Below are 16790 nucleotides of genomic sequence, written 5' to 3' on the forward strand. Positions count from 1 at the left end.
CCCACTAACTCATTAATAACAATAAGTTAAGGCGCGAAGCATTAATCCGACCTGGAGTAGAAAATGCCCTCTCGTAAAGAGCTTGCCAACGCCATTCGTGCGTTAAGTATGGATGCAGTACAGAAAGCGAAATCGGGACATCCGGGTGCCCCAATGGGCATGGCGGACATCGCTGAAGTACTCTGGCGCGGCTACCTGAACCACAACCCAACCAACCCGCTGTGGGCCGACCGCGACCGTTTCGTCCTCTCTAACGGTCACGGCTCCATGCTGATCTATAGCCTGCTGCACCTGACCGGCTACGATCTGCCACTGAGCGAGCTGGAAAACTTCCGCCAGCTGCACTCAAAAACTCCAGGTCACCCTGAATATGGCTACACCGTGGGCGTTGAAACCACCACCGGTCCGCTGGGGCAGGGCATCGCGAACGCAGTCGGCTTCGCCATTGCGGAACGCACGCTGGCCGCACAGTTCAACCGTCCGGGTCATGACATCGTAGACCACAACACCTATGTCTTCATGGGTGATGGCTGCATGATGGAAGGTATTTCTCACGAAGTCTGCTCACTGGCAGGTACGCTGAAGCTGGGCAAACTGGTTGCGTTCTATGATGACAACGGCATCTCTATCGACGGTCACATTGATGGCTGGTTCACCGATGACACCGCGAAGCGCTTTGAAGCGTACGGCTGGCACGTGGTGCGCGGCGTTGATGGTCACGATGCGGACGCGATTGCGAAAGCGATCGACGAAGCGAAAAGCGTCAGCGACAAGCCTTCACTGCTGATGTGCAAAACCGTTATCGGCTTTGGTTCACCGAACAAAGCGGGTACGCATGATTCACACGGCGCACCGCTGGGTGATGACGAAGTGGCACTGACCCGCAGACAGCTGGGCTGGAACCACGCGCCATTCGTTATTCCTTCTGACATCTACGCAGAGTGGGACGCGAAAGAAGCTGGCAAGGCAAAAGAGTCTGCATGGGATGAGAAATTCGCTGCGTATGCGCAGGCACATCCTGAACTGGCTGCCGAGTTCAAACGTCGCGTCAGCAACGAACTGCCTGCTAACTGGCAGGAAGAGTCGCAGAAGTTCGTTGAGCAGCTGCAGGCGAACCCGGCGAAGATCGCCAGCCGTAAAGCCTCACAGAACGCTATCGAAGCCTTTGGTAAAATTCTGCCGGAATACCTGGGCGGCTCAGCCGACCTGGCACCGAGCAACCTGACTATCTGGTCTGGCTCCAAGCCAATCAACGAAGATGCAGCGGGTAACTACATCCATTACGGCGTGCGCGAGTTCGGTATGACCGCTATCGCTAATGGCCTGGCGCTGCATGGCGGCTTCCTGCCGTACACCGCCACCTTCCTGATGTTCGTTGAATATGCGCGTAATGCAGCGCGTATGGCGGCACTGATGAAGATCCGTCAGATCATGGTCTACACCCACGACTCTATCGGTCTGGGCGAAGATGGTCCGACGCATCAGCCGGTTGAGCAGATGGCGAGCCTGCGTACCACACCAAACATGAGCCTGTGGCGTCCGTGTGACCAGGTTGAATCTGCCGTGGCGTGGAAATATGCCATCGAACGTCAGGATGGCCCGACAGCACTGATCTTCTCTCGTCAGAACCTGGCGCAGCAGGAACGTGACGCTGCACAGCTGGCCAACGTGGCACGTGGCGGTTATGTACTGAAAGATTGCGACGGCACCCCTGAGCTGATCCTGATCGCTACCGGTTCAGAAGTTGAACTGGCTGTCGGTGCCTGGGACAAACTCACCAGCGAAGGCCGCAAGGTACGCGTGGTCTCTATGCCGTCAACAGATGCTTTCGACAAGCAGAGCGATGAGTACCGCGAATCTGTGCTGCCGAAAGCCGTCAGCGCGCGCGTCGCTATCGAAGCGGGCATCGCGGATTACTGGTTCAAATACACCGGCCTGAACGGCGCTATCGTGGGTATGACCAGCTTCGGCGAATCTGCACCTGCGGATCAGCTGTTTGAACTGTTTGGCTTCACCGTCGACAACGTGGTCGCGAAAGCGAAGGCGCTGCTGGCGTAAAACCCGGCCAGGCGGGTCTGTTGCCGTCTGGCAGTAAAAGAAAAGGGGCGAAATTTTCGCCCCTCTATTTATTATTCCTCCAGTAATAACTGACTATGGCCTGAATTTGTGACGCAGATCCAAATTTAAGCAGTCAGATTGATCACAGTCATTCCTGTTATTCCTTCCTTCTATTATTGTGGCTGAACCGTTTCAGTCGCTGTGCACACCGCCCTGATTTCGGACAATGCCGGGTAAGAATCTCCTGTACAAAATGCAGTGAAACGCTCAGGCTAACGGCACGTTTTTTCAGTCTGACGTGGCAGGAGAGAAATGACGGTACGGGTAGCGATAAATGGTTTTGGCCGGATTGGACGCAACGTCCTGCGCGCGCTCTATGAAACGGGCCGGCGTGCAGAGATCACTGTGGTCGCCATTAACGAGCTGGCAGAAGCCACCGGTATGGCACACCTGCTGAAATACGACACCAGCCATGGCCGTTTTGCTTTCGACGTCCGTCAGGAGCGCGATGTGATGTGGGTGGGGGGAGATACCCTGCGTATTCTGCACCGTGCAGAGATTGCCGATTTGCCCTGGCGTGAACTTGACGTGGATGTGGTGCTGGACTGTACCGGCGTCTATGGCTCGCGGGCTGATGGCGAAGCGCATCTGCAGGCCGGCGCTAAAAAAGTGCTTTTCTCTCATCCCGGCGGCAACGATCTCGACGCCACGGTGGTGTATGGCGTTAACCAGCAGGCACTGACCGCCAGTGACCGCATCGTCTCCAACGCCTCCTGTACGACGAACTGCATTATTCCGGTGATTAAGCTGCTGGATGATGCGTTTGGAATCGAATCCGGCACCGTCACTACGATCCACTCGGCGATGCACGATCAGCAGGTGATCGACGCTTATCACAGCGATCTGCGCCGCACACGCGCAGCCAGTCAGTCGATCATTCCAGTGGATACGCGTCTGGCGGCTGGCATTACCCGTATTTTTCCGAAATTCAACGATCGCTTTGAGGCGATAGCCGTTCGCGTCCCGACGATTAACGTGACGGCCATTGATCTCAGCGTTTCTGTGCATAACGCGGTGACAGCGTGTGATGTTAACACCCTGTTGCGGAGCGCGGCAGAAGGGGCATTTCGTGGTATAGTTGACTATACGGAATTACCGTTAGTCTCAGTAGATTTTAACCATGATCCGCACAGTGCCATTGTGGATGGAACACAAACGCGGGTCAGCGGTCAACACCTTATCAAGACCCTGGTCTGGTGTGACAACGAATGGGGCTTTGCTAACCGAATGCTCGACACGACGTTAGCGATGGCCGCAAGCGGTTTCAGGTAAGACGCGGTTTGCGTCTGGCAAAACTTATGAGAATCAACGAGAGGGTTCACCATGTCTGTAATTAAGATGACCGATCTGGATCTGGCTGGCAAACGCGTTCTGATCCGTGCCGATCTGAACGTACCAGTTAAAGAAGGTAAAGTGACGTCTGATGCACGTATCCGTGCTTCTCTGCCAACCATTGAAGCGGCGTTGAAACAGGGCGCGAAAGTAATGGTTACCTCCCACCTGGGTCGTCCGACCGAAGGTGAGTACAACGAAGAGTTCTCGCTGCTGCCGGTAGTTAACTACCTGAAAGAGAAGCTGAGCGGCACCAATGTGACCCTGGCAAAAGATTACCTCGATGGCGTTGAAGTCGGCGCTGGCGACCTGGTTGTGCTGGAAAACGTTCGCTTCAACAAAGGCGAAAAGAAAGACGACGAAGCGCTGTCTAAAAAATATGCTGCACTGTGCGACGTATTTGTGATGGACGCCTTTGGTACTGCGCACCGTGCGCAGGCGTCTACCCACGGCGTCGGCAAATTTGCTCCTATCGCCTGTGCTGGCCCGCTGCTTTCAGCAGAACTGGAAGCGCTGGGTAAAGTCATGAGCAACCCGGAACGTCCGCTGGTGGCTGTCGTTGGCGGTTCTAAAGTCTCAACCAAATTTGACGTGCTGCAGTCTCTGGTCAAAATCGCGGACACCGTGATTGTGGGCGGCGGCATCGCGAACACCTTCGTGGCTATCGACAACAATGTCGGTAAATCACTCTATGAACCAGACTTCGTTGAAGCGGCCAAAGGCCTGCGCGATCAGCACGGTATCCCGGTTCCAACTGACTCACGCGTCGGCACAGAATTCTCTGAAACTGCGCCAGCGACCGTGAAAAAGGTTTCGGAAGTAGCGGATAACGAAGAGATTATGGACTTTGGTGACGAAACCGCACATGCGATGGCGGCTATCCTGAAGGATGCTAAAACCATCCTGTGGAACGGCCCGGTGGGCGTGTTTGAGTTCCCTAACTTCCGTAAAGGCACCGAGATCGTAGCGAACGCCATTGCAGACAGCGATGCCTTCTCTGTTGCTGGCGGTGGCGATACCTTAGCGGCTATCGACCTGTTCGGCATTGAAGACAAAATTTCCTACATCTCTACCGGCGGCGGCGCGTTCCTTGAATTCGTTGAAGGCAAAAAACTGCCTGCAGTTGCTATGCTGGAAGAGCGTGCGAAGCAGTAATCCTTTGGGGGTGATGCCTGGCGGCATCGCCTGAAGTCTTGCCCGTCTGGGCGTTTAAATCGTTGTTCCCGAGCGGGAACAACGGTCACGAAACAGGACACAATCATGTCTAAAATTTTTGATTTCGTAAAACCCGGCGTTGTCACTGGTGATGACGTACAGAAGATCTTCAAAGTTGCGAAAGAGAACAAATTCGCACTGCCAGCCGTAAACTGCGTCGGCACCGACTCTATCAATGCCGCACTGGAAGCCGCTGCGAAAGTTAAAGCGCCAATCATCATCCAGTTCTCTAACGGCGGTGCTGCATTTATCGCGGGTAAAGGCTTCAAGACTGATAAACCACAGGGCGCGGCCATTTTCGGCGCTATCGCGGGTGCACATCATGTTCACCTGATGGCTGAGCAGTATGGCGTGCCGGTTATCCTGCACACTGACCACTGTGCCAAGAAACTGCTGCCATGGATCGACGGTCTGCTGGACGCAGGTGAAGAGTATTTCCAGAAAAACGGTAAACCACTGTTCTCTTCTCACATGATCGACCTGTCAGAAGAGTCTCTGGAAGAGAACATCGAGATCAGCAGCAAATACCTGGCGCGCATGGCGAAACTCGACATGACGCTGGAAATCGAACTGGGCTGCACCGGTGGTGAAGAAGATGGCGTGGATAACAGCCACATGGACGCTTCTGCACTCTACACTCAGCCGGAAGATGTGAACTACGCGTACGAAAAACTGCATGCGATCAGCCCGCGCTTCACCATTGCGGCTTCATTCGGTAACGTACACGGCGTTTACAAGCCAGGTAACGTGAAACTGACCCCAACCATTCTGCGCGATTCGCAGAAATATGTGTGTGAAAAACATGGCCTGCCGCACAACGCGCTGGACTTCGTTTTCCACGGCGGTTCAGGTTCTTCAGCTGCAGAAATCGAAGAGTCTATCAGCTACGGCGTGATCAAGATGAACATCGATACCGATACCCAGTGGGCAACCTGGGACGGCATCCTGCAGTACTACAAAAAGAATGAAGGCTATCTGCAGTCGCAGCTGGGTAACCCGGAAGGCGACGACAAGCCAAACAAAAAATACTACGACCCACGCGTCTGGCTGCGTTCTGCCCAGGCCTCTATGGTCGTGCGTCTGGAGCAGGCTTTCAAAGAGCTTAACGCTGTCGACGTGCTGTAACTGACATTCAGTTATCGTACAAAAAAGGCCCGAAAGGGCCTTTTTTTTGGCCTTTTTTCGTCAGATTTGTGTCAAAAGCCATGCAGGTTTGGCACACCGCCATTTATTGTTTACCCTTTTGTCAGGGATTGTCAGAGCGGTTCTGGCAATGTGTTGTTATTTCCCCGGGCAATTTAATTACAGGATGGTTCCATGCAGGATACGGGTATGTTTGATGAGCTCAACAACGCGGGTAACTGGATAGTACGCAATCAGGAGCTGCTGATTAGCTATGCGGTAAACATTGTCGCAGCTATTGCGATTATCTTTGTGGGGATGATGATTGCACGCATCATCTCTAATACCGTTAATCGTCTGCTGCGCGCGCGTCATATTGATACGACCGTTGCTGATTTTCTGTCGGCGCTGGTGCGCTACGGTATTATCGCCTTCACACTTATCGCGGCACTCGGGCGCATTGGTGTCCAGACAACCTCGGTCATCGCCATCCTTGGTGCAGCCGGTCTGGCTGTCGGTCTGGCATTAAAAGACTCTCTGTCAAACCTTGCTGCGGGCGTACTGCTGGTGATTTTCCGTCACTTCCGTGCCGGTGAGTTCGTTGATCTGGGTGGGATCATGGGTACGGTAATGAACGTGCAGATCTTCTCCACGACGCTTAAGTCAGCCGACGGCAAGCGAGTGGTGGTACCTAACGGTAAAATTCTTGCCGGAAACATCGTTAACTTCTCGCGTGAGCCGGTTCGCCGTAATGAATTTATCATTGGCGTCTCTTACGATGCCGATGTTGATGAGGTTCTGACGCTGCTGCGTGAAGTGGTCGATGCTGACAGCCGTGTATTGCAGGATAAAGGCGTGCAGGTTGGTCTGAATGAGCTGGCCGCTTCTTCCATGAACTTTGTGGTGCGCTGCTGGAGCAACAGCGGCGATCTGCAGGACGTTTACTGGGACCTGCTGAAGAACTTCAAGCGTGCGCTGGATGGCAAAGGAATCGGTATTCCTTATCCGCAGATGGATGTGCATTTGCATCGCGTCAGACAGTCGGACGCAACCACGCCAGAAACTCAGCCGCAGGCGCAGTAACCGGTCAATGGGCGGCGCCCGTCGCCCATTAATTTTGCTAATCGCAGATTAATTCTTTCAATTTCCGCTAATCATTTCCTCTCTTTATACTTCTTCGCATCTGACCATGTGAGGACGTAATGCTATGATATCTCTCTACTTTCAGGGGCTTGCCCTCGGCGCCGCGCTGATACTACCGCTGGGGCCGCAAAACGCATTTGTGATGAATCAGGGTGTAAAACGTCAGTACCATCTGATGACGGCGGCACTCTGCTCGCTGAGCGATATTCTGCTGATATGCGGCGGCATCTTTGGCGGCAGCGCCTTGCTGAGCCAGTCTCCGCTGCTGCTGATGGTCATCACCTGGGCGGGCGTGGCTTTTCTGCTGTGGTATGGCTGGGGCGCGTTGCGCAGTGCTTTTCGCGGTGAGGCCGATCTGACGGATGGTGAGCCGTTAAAGCAGAGCAGGGGACGCATCATTGCGACGCTGCTGGCGGTAACCTGGCTCAATCCGCACGTCTACCTCGACACCTTTGTGGTGCTGGGCAGTCTTGGCGGTCAGTTGCCGACCACCACGGCGCGTCAGTGGTTCGCGCTGGGCACCATCAGTGCGTCAATCCTCTGGTTCTTCGGCCTGGCCCTGCTGGCCGCGTGGCTCTCACCGCGCCTGCGTACCGCGAAAGCCCAGCGCATCATTAACCTGCTGGTGGGCGCGGTGATGTGGTTTATCGCCCTGCAGCTGGCGCGCCAGGGCATTGCCGGTTTTTGATCCCGGCTGCGATCCGTGGCGGTAATTGCCGCACCGCAGGCGAACTTTTGCCATAATGACCACTCAAAGCATGGCGCATACCGATGCGCTGTTGGGCTTCGCCGGTTGGAAGCCGTCATAGTGACCTTTTCAAGGAGGACTTTCATGAAACTGAAAGCATTGGCTCTGGCCGCAATCATGAGCGCCGGGGCATTGCCTGGCGTACACGCTGATGAGTTACCTAACGGACCGCACGTGGTGACCTCAGGCAAGGCAACGGTCGATGCCCGTCCCGATATCGCGACGCTCTCAATCGTGGTGAACGTGTCGTCGAAAGATGCTGCAGATGCGAAAAAGCAGGCGGATAGCCGGGTTGCGCAATATTTCGATTTTCTGCAGAAAAACGGCATTGAGAAGAAAGATATCGATGCAGCTAACCTGAGCACACAGCCTGAGTATGATTACACCAAAGAGGGTAAATCGGTACTGAAAGGCTATCGTGCGGTGCGTCAGGTGCAGGTCACCCTGCGTCAGCTGGACAAGCTGAACGATCTGCTGGACGGGGCGCTGAAGTCCGGTCTGAATGAGGTACGCAGCGTTGAGTTAGGCGTGGCAAACCCGGAAAGCTACAAAGAGCAGGCGCGTAAAGCCGCGATTAAAAACGCGACTCAGCAGGCCTCACAGCTGGCTGAAGGCTTCAACGCGAAGCTGGGATCCATCTACAGCATTCGTTATCAGGTTGCCAACTATCAGCCGATGCCAATGAACCGCATGTATAAAGCGGCAGCCGCGGCAGATACGTCGGCGCAGGAAACCTACGATCAGCAGAGCATCAACTTTGACGATCAGGTCGATGTGGTGTTTGAGCTCAAGCCCAACACGCCATAATGCAAAACGGGGCTGATGCCCCGTTTGAGATTGTTGACAAAACCTGGCCCGGTTCGCTGTGAGACGGTGACTGCACAGGAAACAGGGTCAGATCGGAAAGTCGCTAAGGCCAATCCCTGGCCGCTCGTCCCGCACAATTACGCACCTCATCCCTGAGGTGCGCCCGTGACCGGGCCAACGCGTTGCGTTGTTCAAAAACGCTCCCGGCTTTTTTGTCCCAGGCCGCGGGACGCTTTCCTCTTCTGACCCTGTTCCCTTCGCGTTTAACTTTTCTGTTGTTGTAAGACTCCTGGTTATCCCGATTTGTCAGCAACAAAAAACGGGGCTTTCGCCCCGTTTTTGTTTTCAGGCTGCCACGTCATCCTGACGCAGCACCCGATGTCCATGCGCAATCAGCGCATCGGTCACCCGACGCATTAAGCGGCTCTCCGGCGCAAACCGATGCCAGTAGAGCATCCGGCGCTGACACAATCCCGGCGTCAAATCGATTAACTCACCGCTTGCCAGCTCACGCTCGATCTGAAGATGCGGGATCATACAGCAGGTTGAACCCTGCCGCGCCATCTGCACAAAGGCTTCAGAGGAGTTCACGATGTGGCAGGGCACGCTGCCGGGTGAAAGATCAAAGTTCTGCTGCAGGAAGGCCTGATGCATATCATCAAGATGGTCAAACGCCACTGCAGGCGCTTTCAGCAGGGCTGAGCGGGTGACGCCGTTAGGGAAGAAGCGATCGGCAAAATCACGGGACGCGACAAACAGATAGTCGAGCGCGCCGAGCTGATCCACCAGGCAACTGGGCAGCGGCTGCGGCTGAATACTCACTGCACCTACTACTTCACCCCGACGCAGACGCTCCTGAGTGCGGGTTTCATCTTCGACCTGCAGATTCAGACGGACAGGGGAATCTGCCAGCACATCTTTCAGCGCAGGCAGCAGCCAGGTCGCCAGACTGTCGGCATTGACCGCCAGCGACAGCAGTAGCGGCGTGGTGCCACTGTTCTCATCGCCCAGCCACTCCTCTTCCAGCAGCTCCACCTGATGCAGCAACGCCAGCAGTTTTTGCCCCTGTTCAGTCGGACGCGGCGGCACGGTACGCACCAGCAGCGGCTGACCAAACAGGTTCTCCAGTTGCTTGATACGCTGTGAAACCGCCGATTGGGTGATACACAACTTTTGTGCGGCACGCTCAAAGCCGCGTTCGCGGATCACTGAATCCAGCGCCTGAAGCGTTCGATAATCCGGGCGTTTCATTCTTCTTCTCTCTCCTTCAGGGTGGACGTCACTATGCCACAAAAGTGTCACCTGTGATGGCTCGCTTGTTTTTTGTGGACTGGCTTCCAAAGCGATAAATCCACGTCGGACAGCCGAGCATTTTCAGCAAGCCTTGTTTTATACTACGCGCACTTCGTTGTCGCACAGGTTTTAAACATACCATGACCCAGGATGAACTGAAAAAAGCCGTTGGCTGGGCTGCACTTGACTATGTGCAGCCGGGCACCGTTGTTGGTGTAGGCACCGGATCCACCGCTGCCCACTTTATTGATGCGCTGGCCACGATCAGGCATCAGATCGAAGGTGCCGTCTCCAGCTCCGACGCTTCTACCCAGAAGCTGAAAAGCCTGGGCATTCAGGTGTTCGATCTGAACGAGATTGACCTGCTGTCGGTTTACGTTGATGGCGCGGATGAGATCAACCCACAGATGCAGATGATCAAAGGCGGCGGCGCAGCGCTGACGCGTGAAAAGATCGTAGCCGCGGTGGCCGAGACCTTTATCTGCATTGCTGACGCCTCAAAAGAGGTCGATGTGCTGGGGCGTTTTCCGCTGCCAGTCGAAGTGATTCCGATGGCGCGCAGTTACGTGGCGCGCCAGCTGGTGAAAATGGGCGGCTTACCTGAGTATCGTCAGAACGTGGTGACCGATAACGGCAACATTATTCTTGATGTGCATAATCTGCGCATTCTCGATCCGATTGAGCTCGAAAAAACCATCAATGCCTTGCCTGGCGTCGTTACCGTTGGTCTTTTTGCCGCGCGCGGGGCCGATATCGCATTGATTGGCGGTCCTGATGGCGTGAAAACCATCAAAAAATGATCTGTCTGGCGCTGTAAAGGCGCCGGTTATTTCTGCCTGCAAATCATCTTTTCTCACGTCGGTGAAATTTGGTGACTTATGTCACATAACCGTCATCGACAGTAGGTTCGTTCTCTCTTCACCGCTGACATCATGATTTTGTCCGGCAATGTGCTGCTGTCAGCCGTTGCCGTGCTGGCTGCCGGGCAATCGTTTGTATTGCCGGACGCGATTTTTTTGATATTTTGACAGAAGGCTGGCTTATGGTAGTCCTCATTGAATGCTGAATAGGATCGGGAAATGGCAAAGGTATCACTGGAAAAAGATAAGATTAAGTTCCTGCTGGTGGAAGGTGTCCATCAGAGCGCGCTGGAGAATCTGCGGGCTGCAGGCTACACCAACATCGAATTCCACAAGGGCGCACTGGACTCCGACGCGTTAAAAGCATCGATCCGCGATGCGCACTTCATTGGTATCCGTTCCCGCTCCCAGCTCACTGAAGAGATTTTTGCGGCGGCTGAAAAGCTGGTCGCCGTTGGCTGTTTCTGTATCGGCACCAACCAGGTTGATCTGCAGGCGGCTGCGAGCCGGGGTATTCCGGTATTCAACGCGCCGTTCTCGAATACCCGCTCGGTGGCAGAACTGGTCATTGGTGAGATGCTGCTGATGCTGCGTGGCATCCCCGAAGCGAATGCGAAAGCACACCGTGGTATCTGGAATAAGATTGCCAAAGGCTCATTTGAAGCGCGTGGCAAAAAGCTGGGTATTATCGGTTACGGCCACATCGGGATGCAGCTGGGCGTACTGGCAGAAAGCCTGGGCATGCATGTTTTCTTCTACGATATTGAAAATAAGCTGCCGCTGGGTAATGCCACCCAGGTACGCCATCTGGCCGATCTGCTCAACATGAGCGACGTTGTCAGCCTGCACGTGCCGGAAACCGCCTCTACACAGGATATGATCGGTGCAGAGCAACTGGCGCAGATGAAACCCGGTGCGCTGCTGATTAACGCCTCACGCGGTACCGTCGTGGATATTCCGGCGCTGTGTGATGCCCTGGCCAGCAAGCATGTGGGTGGCGCAGCCATCGATGTCTTCCCGACCGAGCCTGCTACCAACAGCGAGCCGTTTATCTCTCCACTGAGTGAGTTCGACAACGTGATCCTGACGCCACACATTGGCGGCTCGACAGAAGAAGCGCAGGAGAACATCGGAATTGAAGTAGCGGGTAAGCTGGCGAAATATTCCGATAACGGCTCGACTCTCTCGGCTGTTAACTTCCCGGAAGTATCACTGCCGATTCACGGTATCAGCGCCAGTCGTCTGCTGCACATCCATGAAAACCGTCCCGGCGTGCTGACGGCCATTAACCAGATCTTCGCAGAGCAGGGCATCAACATCGCCGCGCAGTATCTGCAGACCTCGCCGTTTATGGGTTATGTGGTTATCGACATTGATGCAGAGCCAGAAGTGGCAGAGAACGCACTGCAGCTGATGAAGGCGATTCCGGGCACTATCCGCGCGCGTTTGCTTTACTAAGGGGATCTTTACAGCCTGTAGCGTTTAGTGGCGCTACAGGCTATTGAGAAACCTGAATCTGATAAATCTGATCGTGTTTCCTGCGCTGTCTCGATCTCACCGCTAACAGGGCACAATTGCCAGCAATCTCAGGCGCTTCACCGTGCCTGTTTCTTAACAATTCTACTCCCACTGCCAGAGCTTTGACGGCGTCATCACCGCTGGCAAAGGCACATCCCATTCTGCAACCGGCAGGCTATCCACCTGCTGACAGTCGTGTGCCAGACCGACCGGCAAAAAACCGTGCTGCCGCCAGTTCTGTAGCGTGCGATCGTAGAAGCCTCCGCCCATCCCCAGTCGCTGCCCATGCTGATCAAAAGCCACCAGCGGCACCAGCATCAGATCCAGTTGATCAAGTGTGATCAACTGCCGGATATCGAGCGGCGGTTCAGGAATGCGCAGTTTATTCGGGACCAGTGGTGTATCGGGCGAGTAGCGCAGAAACAGTAAATTACCGGGGGAAAAAGGGTGTAAGACCGGCAGATAGACCGCTTTCTTCAGATGCCAGAGCCGGGCAATCAGCGGACGGGTATTCAGCTCACCATCAACAGATAAAAACAGGGCAATATTGCGTGCAGTTGAGAGCGGGGCGTAGTTAAGGGCGAGTTCAGCGAGCTGTTCGGCGGCCTGAGCCTGCTGCTCATCCGTCATGGCACGACGCAGATGGCGCACCTGCTGACGAATTTCCTGACGCTGTAACATTGAAGGTGATGACATGGAAGGTTCAGACATGATTTCCCCGCCGTTTAAGCCGCTGTGCAGCGACTATAACATGTCGGTCCGGGGAAAAAAGCAGGACTACAGAAGGGAGATCTCCGAGATGCCGCCGTAGGCTGTAACCCTTGAACCCTTGGTTCAAGGTGAACATGCCGTCGTAACCATCAGGCTTCTCGGACGAACCGAGCATGCACACAGGTTACAGAGCGTCACATTCTGTTTTTTCGAAATATCGGCTCAGGGGACTGGCCCACATGCAAACATCTCAGAGAAAATTTACCTCACCGTTGCTGTAACGATAGCAACCATGAAGTTTTATTCGAACTTCGCACCCTCACGCTCAGAGATGCGACCTTGCTCAACCAGTGCCTGTTCTATCGTCTGCTGCAACATACGAATACGCTGTTCCATATTAGCAGCATAATCGCGCGTTTTCACTTTCTCTTGCGCCAGCTCGTGGCAGACGTTTAACGCGGCGATGAACACCAGTTGTTCTGTATTTGTGACTCTAGTGCGAACTTTTAGATCTTGCAACCGTTGATTGAGATCATCAGCCGCGCTATTGAGCGCATCTTGCTGCTCTGGCGGACAATTCACTCTCAACGAACGACCAAAAATTTGTAAATCTACCGGTTGTGCAGACATGCCACCTTCCTGACTGATTACTTCGCTCGCAACTCCCTTAGCAGTCAATGGCTTGGGAGGCGGGCAACTATATAGACCCACGAAATAAGATACAACCCCTTTTCTGGAAACCTTGAGGCAGCTAGTGGTAGCATAACACGAACTTATTCTGCCAACGACGATGAAAACTTATGTCCTTACAGAACGCAACCCCCGATTACAACGCGCTCGCGGCTGTGCTCTCCCAGCAGGGCGTTGGCATGACGCCCGCGGAAATGCATGGCCTGCTGAGCGGGATCCTCTGTGGCGGTAACCAGGACACCAGCTGGAAGACGCTGGTACACGATCTGGCTAACGAAGGCATGGCGTTTTCCCACACTCTTGCCGTGCCGCTGGCGGCGCTGCACGAGCACACGGCCACCACGCTGGAAGATGACGGCTTCCTGTTTCAGCTGATGCTGCCTGCTGACGATGACATCACTGTCTTTGACCGCGCAGATGCACTGGCAGGCTGGGTTAACCATTTTCTGCTCGGCCTGGGCGTAACACAGCCTAAACTGGATAAGGTCACCGGCGAAACCGGCGAAGCAATCGACGATTTGCGCACTATCGCCCAGCTGGGTTACGAAGAAGATGAAGACCAGGAAGAGCTGGAGCAGTCGCTGGAAGAGGTGATCGAGTATGTGCGTATCGCCGCACTGCTGTGCCACGATACGTTTACCCGTCCACAGCCCACCGCGCCAGAAGTGCAAAAACCGACGCTACACTAATTTCAGGTCAACGCGTTTAACCGGTCAGTTTACAGGGAGTGCAGAGATGATTTCACTGGAACGATACCTGCAGCGTCGTCAGGCGCTGCTGGCAAAGATGGCGCCTGGCAGCGCAGCGCTGATTTTTGCTGCGCCCGAAGTGACGCGCAGTAATGACACGGAATACCCGTTCCGCCAGAGCAGCGACTTCAGCTATTTCACCGGCTTTAACGAGCCGCAGGCACTGCTGGTACTGATCAAAAGCGATGAAAATCATAATCACAGCGTGCTGTTTAATCGCGTGCGTGACCCGGCAGCGGAAGTCTGGTCTGGCCGTCGGCTGGGCCAGGAGGCGGCTCCCGAAAAACTGGGCGTCGATCGTGCCTTACCCTGGAGTGATATCGGTGAACAACTCCACCTGCTGCTGAATGGCCTTGACGTCATTTACCATGCGCAGGGCGAATATGCCCATGCGGATACGCTGGTGTTCAGCGCGCTGGACAAGCTGCGTCGCGGTTTCCGTCAGAATCTCAGTGCGCCCGCTACCGTCACTGACTGGCGACCGTGGGTGCATGAAATGCGCCTGTTCAAAGATGCAGAGGAGATTGCGCTGTTACGTCGCGCCGGGGAAATCAGTGCACTGGCGCATACCCGTGCCATGCAAACCTGTCAGCCCGGCATGTTTGAGTACCAGCTCGAAGGGGAGATTCATCACGAGTTTACCCGTCACGGCGCGCGTTATCCCTCCTATAACACCATTGTGGGTGCTGGTGAGAACGGCTGCATTCTGCACTACACCGAAAACGAAAGTGAAATGCGCGACGGCGATCTGGTCCTGATCGATGCAGGCTGTGAATTCTACGGCTATGCGGGCGATATCACCCGCACCTTCCCGGTTAACGGCAAATTCAGCCCGGCGCAGCGCGCGATTTACGACATCGTGCTGGCTTCGCTGAACCGATCGCTTGAGATGTTCCGCCCTGGCGTCAGCATTCGTGAAGTGAATGATGAAGTGGTGCGAATCATGATTACCGGTCTGGTTGAACTGGGCATTCTTGAAGGCGACGTTGATACCCTGATCGCTGAAGAATCGCATCGCCAGTTTTACATGCATGGCCTGGGGCACTGGCTGGGACTGGATGTGCACGATGTTGGTCACTATGGCACGCCGAGCCGCGACAGGATTCTGGAGCCAGGTATGGTGTTAACCGTCGAGCCGGGTCTTTATATCGGGCCGGATGCGGACGTGCCCGCACAGTATCGCGGCATCGGCATCCGAATTGAAGATGACATTGTCATTACGGAAGATGGCATTGAGAATCTCACCGACAGCGTGGTGAAAGAGGCCGATGAGATTGAAGCACTGATGGCGGCGGCAAAACAGGCATGACGATTCTGATTGCCGGAGGCGGCATGACCGGGGCGACGCTGGCGCTGGCGATCTCCCATCTTACCCAGGGCACACTGCCGGTGACGCTGATTGAAAGCAGCGAGCCTGGCAGTCGGGCCCATCCCGGTTTCGATGGCCGCGCGATTGCGCTCTCTGCCGGCACCTGCCAGCAGCTGGCGGACATCAATCTTTGGCAGCGCATCGCCAGTTGTGCCACCCCGATTACCGACATCCATGTTTCTGACCGCGGGCACGCCGGCTTTGTGTCGCTGGCAGCGGCTGATTACGCGATTCCGGCGCTGGGACAGGTGGTCGAACTGTTTGACGTCGGTCAGCGGCTGTTTGCTGAACTGAAAAAAGCGCCAGGCGTGACGCTGCGCTGTCCGGCGCGCGTCACGCATGCCCAACGCAGTGAGAAGCAGGTAGAGGTGACGCTGGACAGTGGCGAGCAACTCAGCGGCAAACTGCTGGTGGCGGCGGATGGCACGCGCTCTGCGCTGGCCGCCTCATGCGGTATTCAGTGGCAGCGGGACGACTATCAGCAGCTCGCTGTGATTGCCAATGTCACCACTGCGTTGCCTCATCAGGGCCGGGCATTCGAGCGTTTCACCGAACATGGCCCGCTGGCGCTGCTGCCGATGTCCGGCAATCGTCTCTCGCTGGTCTGGTGTCATCCGCTTTCGCAGCGTGAACGCATTGAGCAGTGGAGCGAGGCCGAATTCCTGAGCCAGCTTCAGCGTGCCTTTGGCTGGCGCCTGGGCAAATTCACCCACACCGGTCAGCGTGAATATTACCCGCTGGCACTCCACCGGGCGATCTCGCCTGTGACCCACCGCGTGGCGGTGGTGGGCAATGCGGCGCAGACGCTGCATCCGATTGCTGGTCAGGGCTTCAATCTTGGCCTGCGCGATGTGATGTCGCTGGCCGAAACCCTGGCCGCCGCCCATCGCCAGCAGCAGGACCCCGGCAGCTATGCGGTGCTGAACCATTACCAGCAGCGTCGTCAGCCCGATCGTGCCGCGACTATCGGTATTACCGACGGGCTGGTTCGTGTCTTTGCGAATCGCTATGGCCCGATGGTGGCCGGTCGCAACGTGGGTCTGCTGGCGATGGATCATCTGCCGTGGCTACGAAATCAACTGGCTGAGCGTACGCTTGGCTGGGTTAAGCGTTAA

Annotated in this window: 15 protein-coding genes and 1 other RNA gene; 12 read left to right on the forward strand and 4 right to left on the reverse strand. The window is 55.3% G+C overall.

Annotation, left to right across the window (positions count from 1 at the left end; translation table 11 throughout):
* Window positions 1-63: 63 nt before the first annotated feature.
* The 7 genes from tkt (at window position 64) to EGO56_RS03770 (ending at window position 8485) form a co-directional block, all read left to right on the forward strand.
* Complete coding sequence (tkt, locus tag EGO56_RS03740) at window positions 64-2058, forward strand: transketolase (protein ID WP_135907728.1); 1995 nt, start codon at window positions 64-66, stop codon at window positions 2056-2058.
* A 312-nt stretch (window positions 2059-2370) separates the two neighbouring features.
* Window positions 2371-3390, forward strand: coding sequence for an erythrose-4-phosphate dehydrogenase (gene epd, locus EGO56_RS03745; RefSeq protein ID WP_135907729.1), 1020 nt, complete (start codon window positions 2371-2373; stop codon window positions 3388-3390).
* Between the two features lie 51 nt (window positions 3391-3441).
* Window positions 3442-4605 carry a phosphoglycerate kinase gene (pgk, locus tag EGO56_RS03750; RefSeq protein ID WP_135907730.1) on the forward strand — a complete coding sequence of 388 codons (1164 nt, stop codon included), beginning with the start codon at window positions 3442-3444 and terminating at the stop codon, window positions 4603-4605.
* 105 nt (window positions 4606-4710) lie between these two features.
* Window positions 4711-5790 (forward strand): class II fructose-bisphosphate aldolase, encoded by a 1080-nt coding sequence (gene fbaA, locus EGO56_RS03755; protein WP_013358958.1) that lies wholly within the window; start codon window positions 4711-4713, stop codon window positions 5788-5790.
* A 192-nt stretch (window positions 5791-5982) separates the two neighbouring features.
* Entirely contained in the window at window positions 5983-6870 is an 888-nt protein-coding gene (mscS, locus tag EGO56_RS03760) for a small-conductance mechanosensitive channel MscS (RefSeq protein WP_135907731.1), read from the forward strand.
* A gap of 124 nt (window positions 6871-6994) precedes the next feature.
* Complete coding sequence (gene argO / locus EGO56_RS03765; RefSeq protein ID WP_033784010.1) at window positions 6995-7618, forward strand: arginine exporter ArgO; 624 nt, start codon at window positions 6995-6997, stop codon at window positions 7616-7618.
* Window positions 7619-7762: 144 nt separating this feature from the next.
* A complete protein-coding gene (locus EGO56_RS03770; RefSeq protein WP_033784009.1) occupies window positions 7763-8485 on the forward strand; it encodes an oxidative stress defense protein in 723 nt (240 codons plus the stop codon).
* A gap of 345 nt (window positions 8486-8830) precedes the next feature.
* Here the strand turns inward: EGO56_RS03770 and EGO56_RS03780 are convergent, their stop codons facing one another.
* Window positions 8831-9736: a LysR family transcriptional regulator ArgP gene (locus EGO56_RS03780; RefSeq protein ID WP_010248822.1), complete on the reverse strand. Its 906-nt coding sequence runs from the start codon at window positions 9734-9736 to the stop codon at window positions 8831-8833.
* A 182-nt stretch (window positions 9737-9918) separates the two neighbouring features.
* Between EGO56_RS03780 and rpiA the strand changes: the two genes are divergently transcribed.
* Both rpiA and serA read left to right on the forward strand, forming a co-directional pair.
* On the forward strand, window positions 9919-10578 hold the full coding sequence (gene rpiA / locus EGO56_RS03785) for a ribose-5-phosphate isomerase RpiA (protein ID WP_135907733.1): 660 nt from the start codon (window positions 9919-9921) through the stop codon (window positions 10576-10578).
* Window positions 10579-10857: 279 nt separating this feature from the next.
* Window positions 10858-12096: a phosphoglycerate dehydrogenase gene (gene serA / locus EGO56_RS03790; protein WP_033733680.1), complete on the forward strand. Its 1239-nt coding sequence runs from the start codon at window positions 10858-10860 to the stop codon at window positions 12094-12096.
* 162 nt (window positions 12097-12258) lie between these two features.
* On the opposite strand, the gene EGO56_RS03795 is transcribed toward serA, so the two are convergent.
* The 3 genes from EGO56_RS03795 to zapA all read right to left on the reverse strand — a co-directional run bounded on the left by EGO56_RS03795 (window position 12259) and on the right by zapA (window position 13497).
* A complete protein-coding gene (locus EGO56_RS03795) occupies window positions 12259-12852 on the reverse strand; it encodes a 5-formyltetrahydrofolate cyclo-ligase (protein ID WP_135910519.1) in 594 nt (197 codons plus the stop codon).
* Between the two features lie 91 nt (window positions 12853-12943).
* Window positions 12944-13127, reverse strand: a non-coding RNA gene (gene ssrS, locus EGO56_RS03800) — 6S RNA.
* A gap of 40 nt (window positions 13128-13167) precedes the next feature.
* The gene (gene zapA, locus EGO56_RS03805; RefSeq protein ID WP_135907734.1) at window positions 13168-13497 is read right to left on the reverse strand and encodes a cell division protein ZapA; all 330 of its coding nucleotides are present in this window, start codon (window positions 13495-13497) and stop codon (window positions 13168-13170) included.
* Between the two features lie 170 nt (window positions 13498-13667).
* Here zapA and EGO56_RS03810 point away from each other — a divergent pair, with 170 nt between their 5' ends.
* The 3 genes from EGO56_RS03810 to ubiH are packed head-to-tail and all read left to right on the forward strand — an operon-like array spanning window position 13668 to window position 16790.
* Window positions 13668-14246 (forward strand): YecA/YgfB family protein, encoded by a 579-nt coding sequence (locus EGO56_RS03810; RefSeq protein WP_135907735.1) that lies wholly within the window; start codon window positions 13668-13670, stop codon window positions 14244-14246.
* A gap of 46 nt (window positions 14247-14292) precedes the next feature.
* Entirely contained in the window at window positions 14293-15615 is a 1323-nt protein-coding gene (pepP, locus tag EGO56_RS03815) for a Xaa-Pro aminopeptidase (RefSeq protein ID WP_135907736.1), read from the forward strand.
* A complete protein-coding gene (ubiH, locus tag EGO56_RS03820) occupies window positions 15612-16790 on the forward strand; it encodes a 2-octaprenyl-6-methoxyphenyl hydroxylase (protein WP_135907737.1) in 1179 nt (392 codons plus the stop codon). Before pepP ends, ubiH begins: the two co-directional genes overlap by 4 nt.

Origin of the sequence: Pantoea vagans (assembly GCF_004792415.1) — a bacterium.
GTDB classification, from domain to species: Bacteria; Pseudomonadota; Gammaproteobacteria; order Enterobacterales; family Enterobacteriaceae; genus Pantoea; species Pantoea vagans.

What these genes read in the sequence shown, in the direction of transcription:
- serA (WP_033733680.1), top strand. Translation starts at nt 10,858, where the DNA reads ATGGCAAAGGTATCACTGGAAAAAGATAAGATTAAGTTCCTGCTGGTG.
- pgk (WP_135907730.1), top strand. Translation starts at nt 3,442, where the DNA reads ATGTCTGTAATTAAGATGACCGATCTGGATCTGGCTGGCAAACGCGTT.
- EGO56_RS03795 (WP_135910519.1), bottom strand. Translation starts at nt 12,852, where the DNA reads ATGTCATCACCTTCAATGTTACAGCGTCAGGAAATTCGTCAGCAGGTG.
- argO (WP_033784010.1), top strand. Translation starts at nt 6,995, where the DNA reads ATGATATCTCTCTACTTTCAGGGGCTTGCCCTCGGCGCCGCGCTGATA.
- fbaA (WP_013358958.1), top strand. Translation starts at nt 4,711, where the DNA reads ATGTCTAAAATTTTTGATTTCGTAAAACCCGGCGTTGTCACTGGTGAT.
- rpiA (WP_135907733.1), top strand. Translation starts at nt 9,919, where the DNA reads ATGACCCAGGATGAACTGAAAAAAGCCGTTGGCTGGGCTGCACTTGAC.
- epd (WP_135907729.1), top strand. Translation starts at nt 2,371, where the DNA reads ATGACGGTACGGGTAGCGATAAATGGTTTTGGCCGGATTGGACGCAAC.
- mscS (WP_135907731.1), top strand. Translation starts at nt 5,983, where the DNA reads ATGCAGGATACGGGTATGTTTGATGAGCTCAACAACGCGGGTAACTGG.
- EGO56_RS03770 (WP_033784009.1), top strand. Translation starts at nt 7,763, where the DNA reads ATGAAACTGAAAGCATTGGCTCTGGCCGCAATCATGAGCGCCGGGGCA.
- EGO56_RS03780 (WP_010248822.1), bottom strand. Translation starts at nt 9,736, where the DNA reads ATGAAACGCCCGGATTATCGAACGCTTCAGGCGCTGGATTCAGTGATC.
- pepP (WP_135907736.1), top strand. Translation starts at nt 14,293, where the DNA reads ATGATTTCACTGGAACGATACCTGCAGCGTCGTCAGGCGCTGCTGGCA.
- zapA (WP_135907734.1), bottom strand. Translation starts at nt 13,497, where the DNA reads ATGTCTGCACAACCGGTAGATTTACAAATTTTTGGTCGTTCGTTGAGA.
- tkt (WP_135907728.1), top strand. Translation starts at nt 64, where the DNA reads ATGCCCTCTCGTAAAGAGCTTGCCAACGCCATTCGTGCGTTAAGTATG.
- EGO56_RS03810 (WP_135907735.1), top strand. Translation starts at nt 13,668, where the DNA reads ATGTCCTTACAGAACGCAACCCCCGATTACAACGCGCTCGCGGCTGTG.
- ubiH (WP_135907737.1), top strand. Translation starts at nt 15,612, where the DNA reads ATGACGATTCTGATTGCCGGAGGCGGCATGACCGGGGCGACGCTGGCG.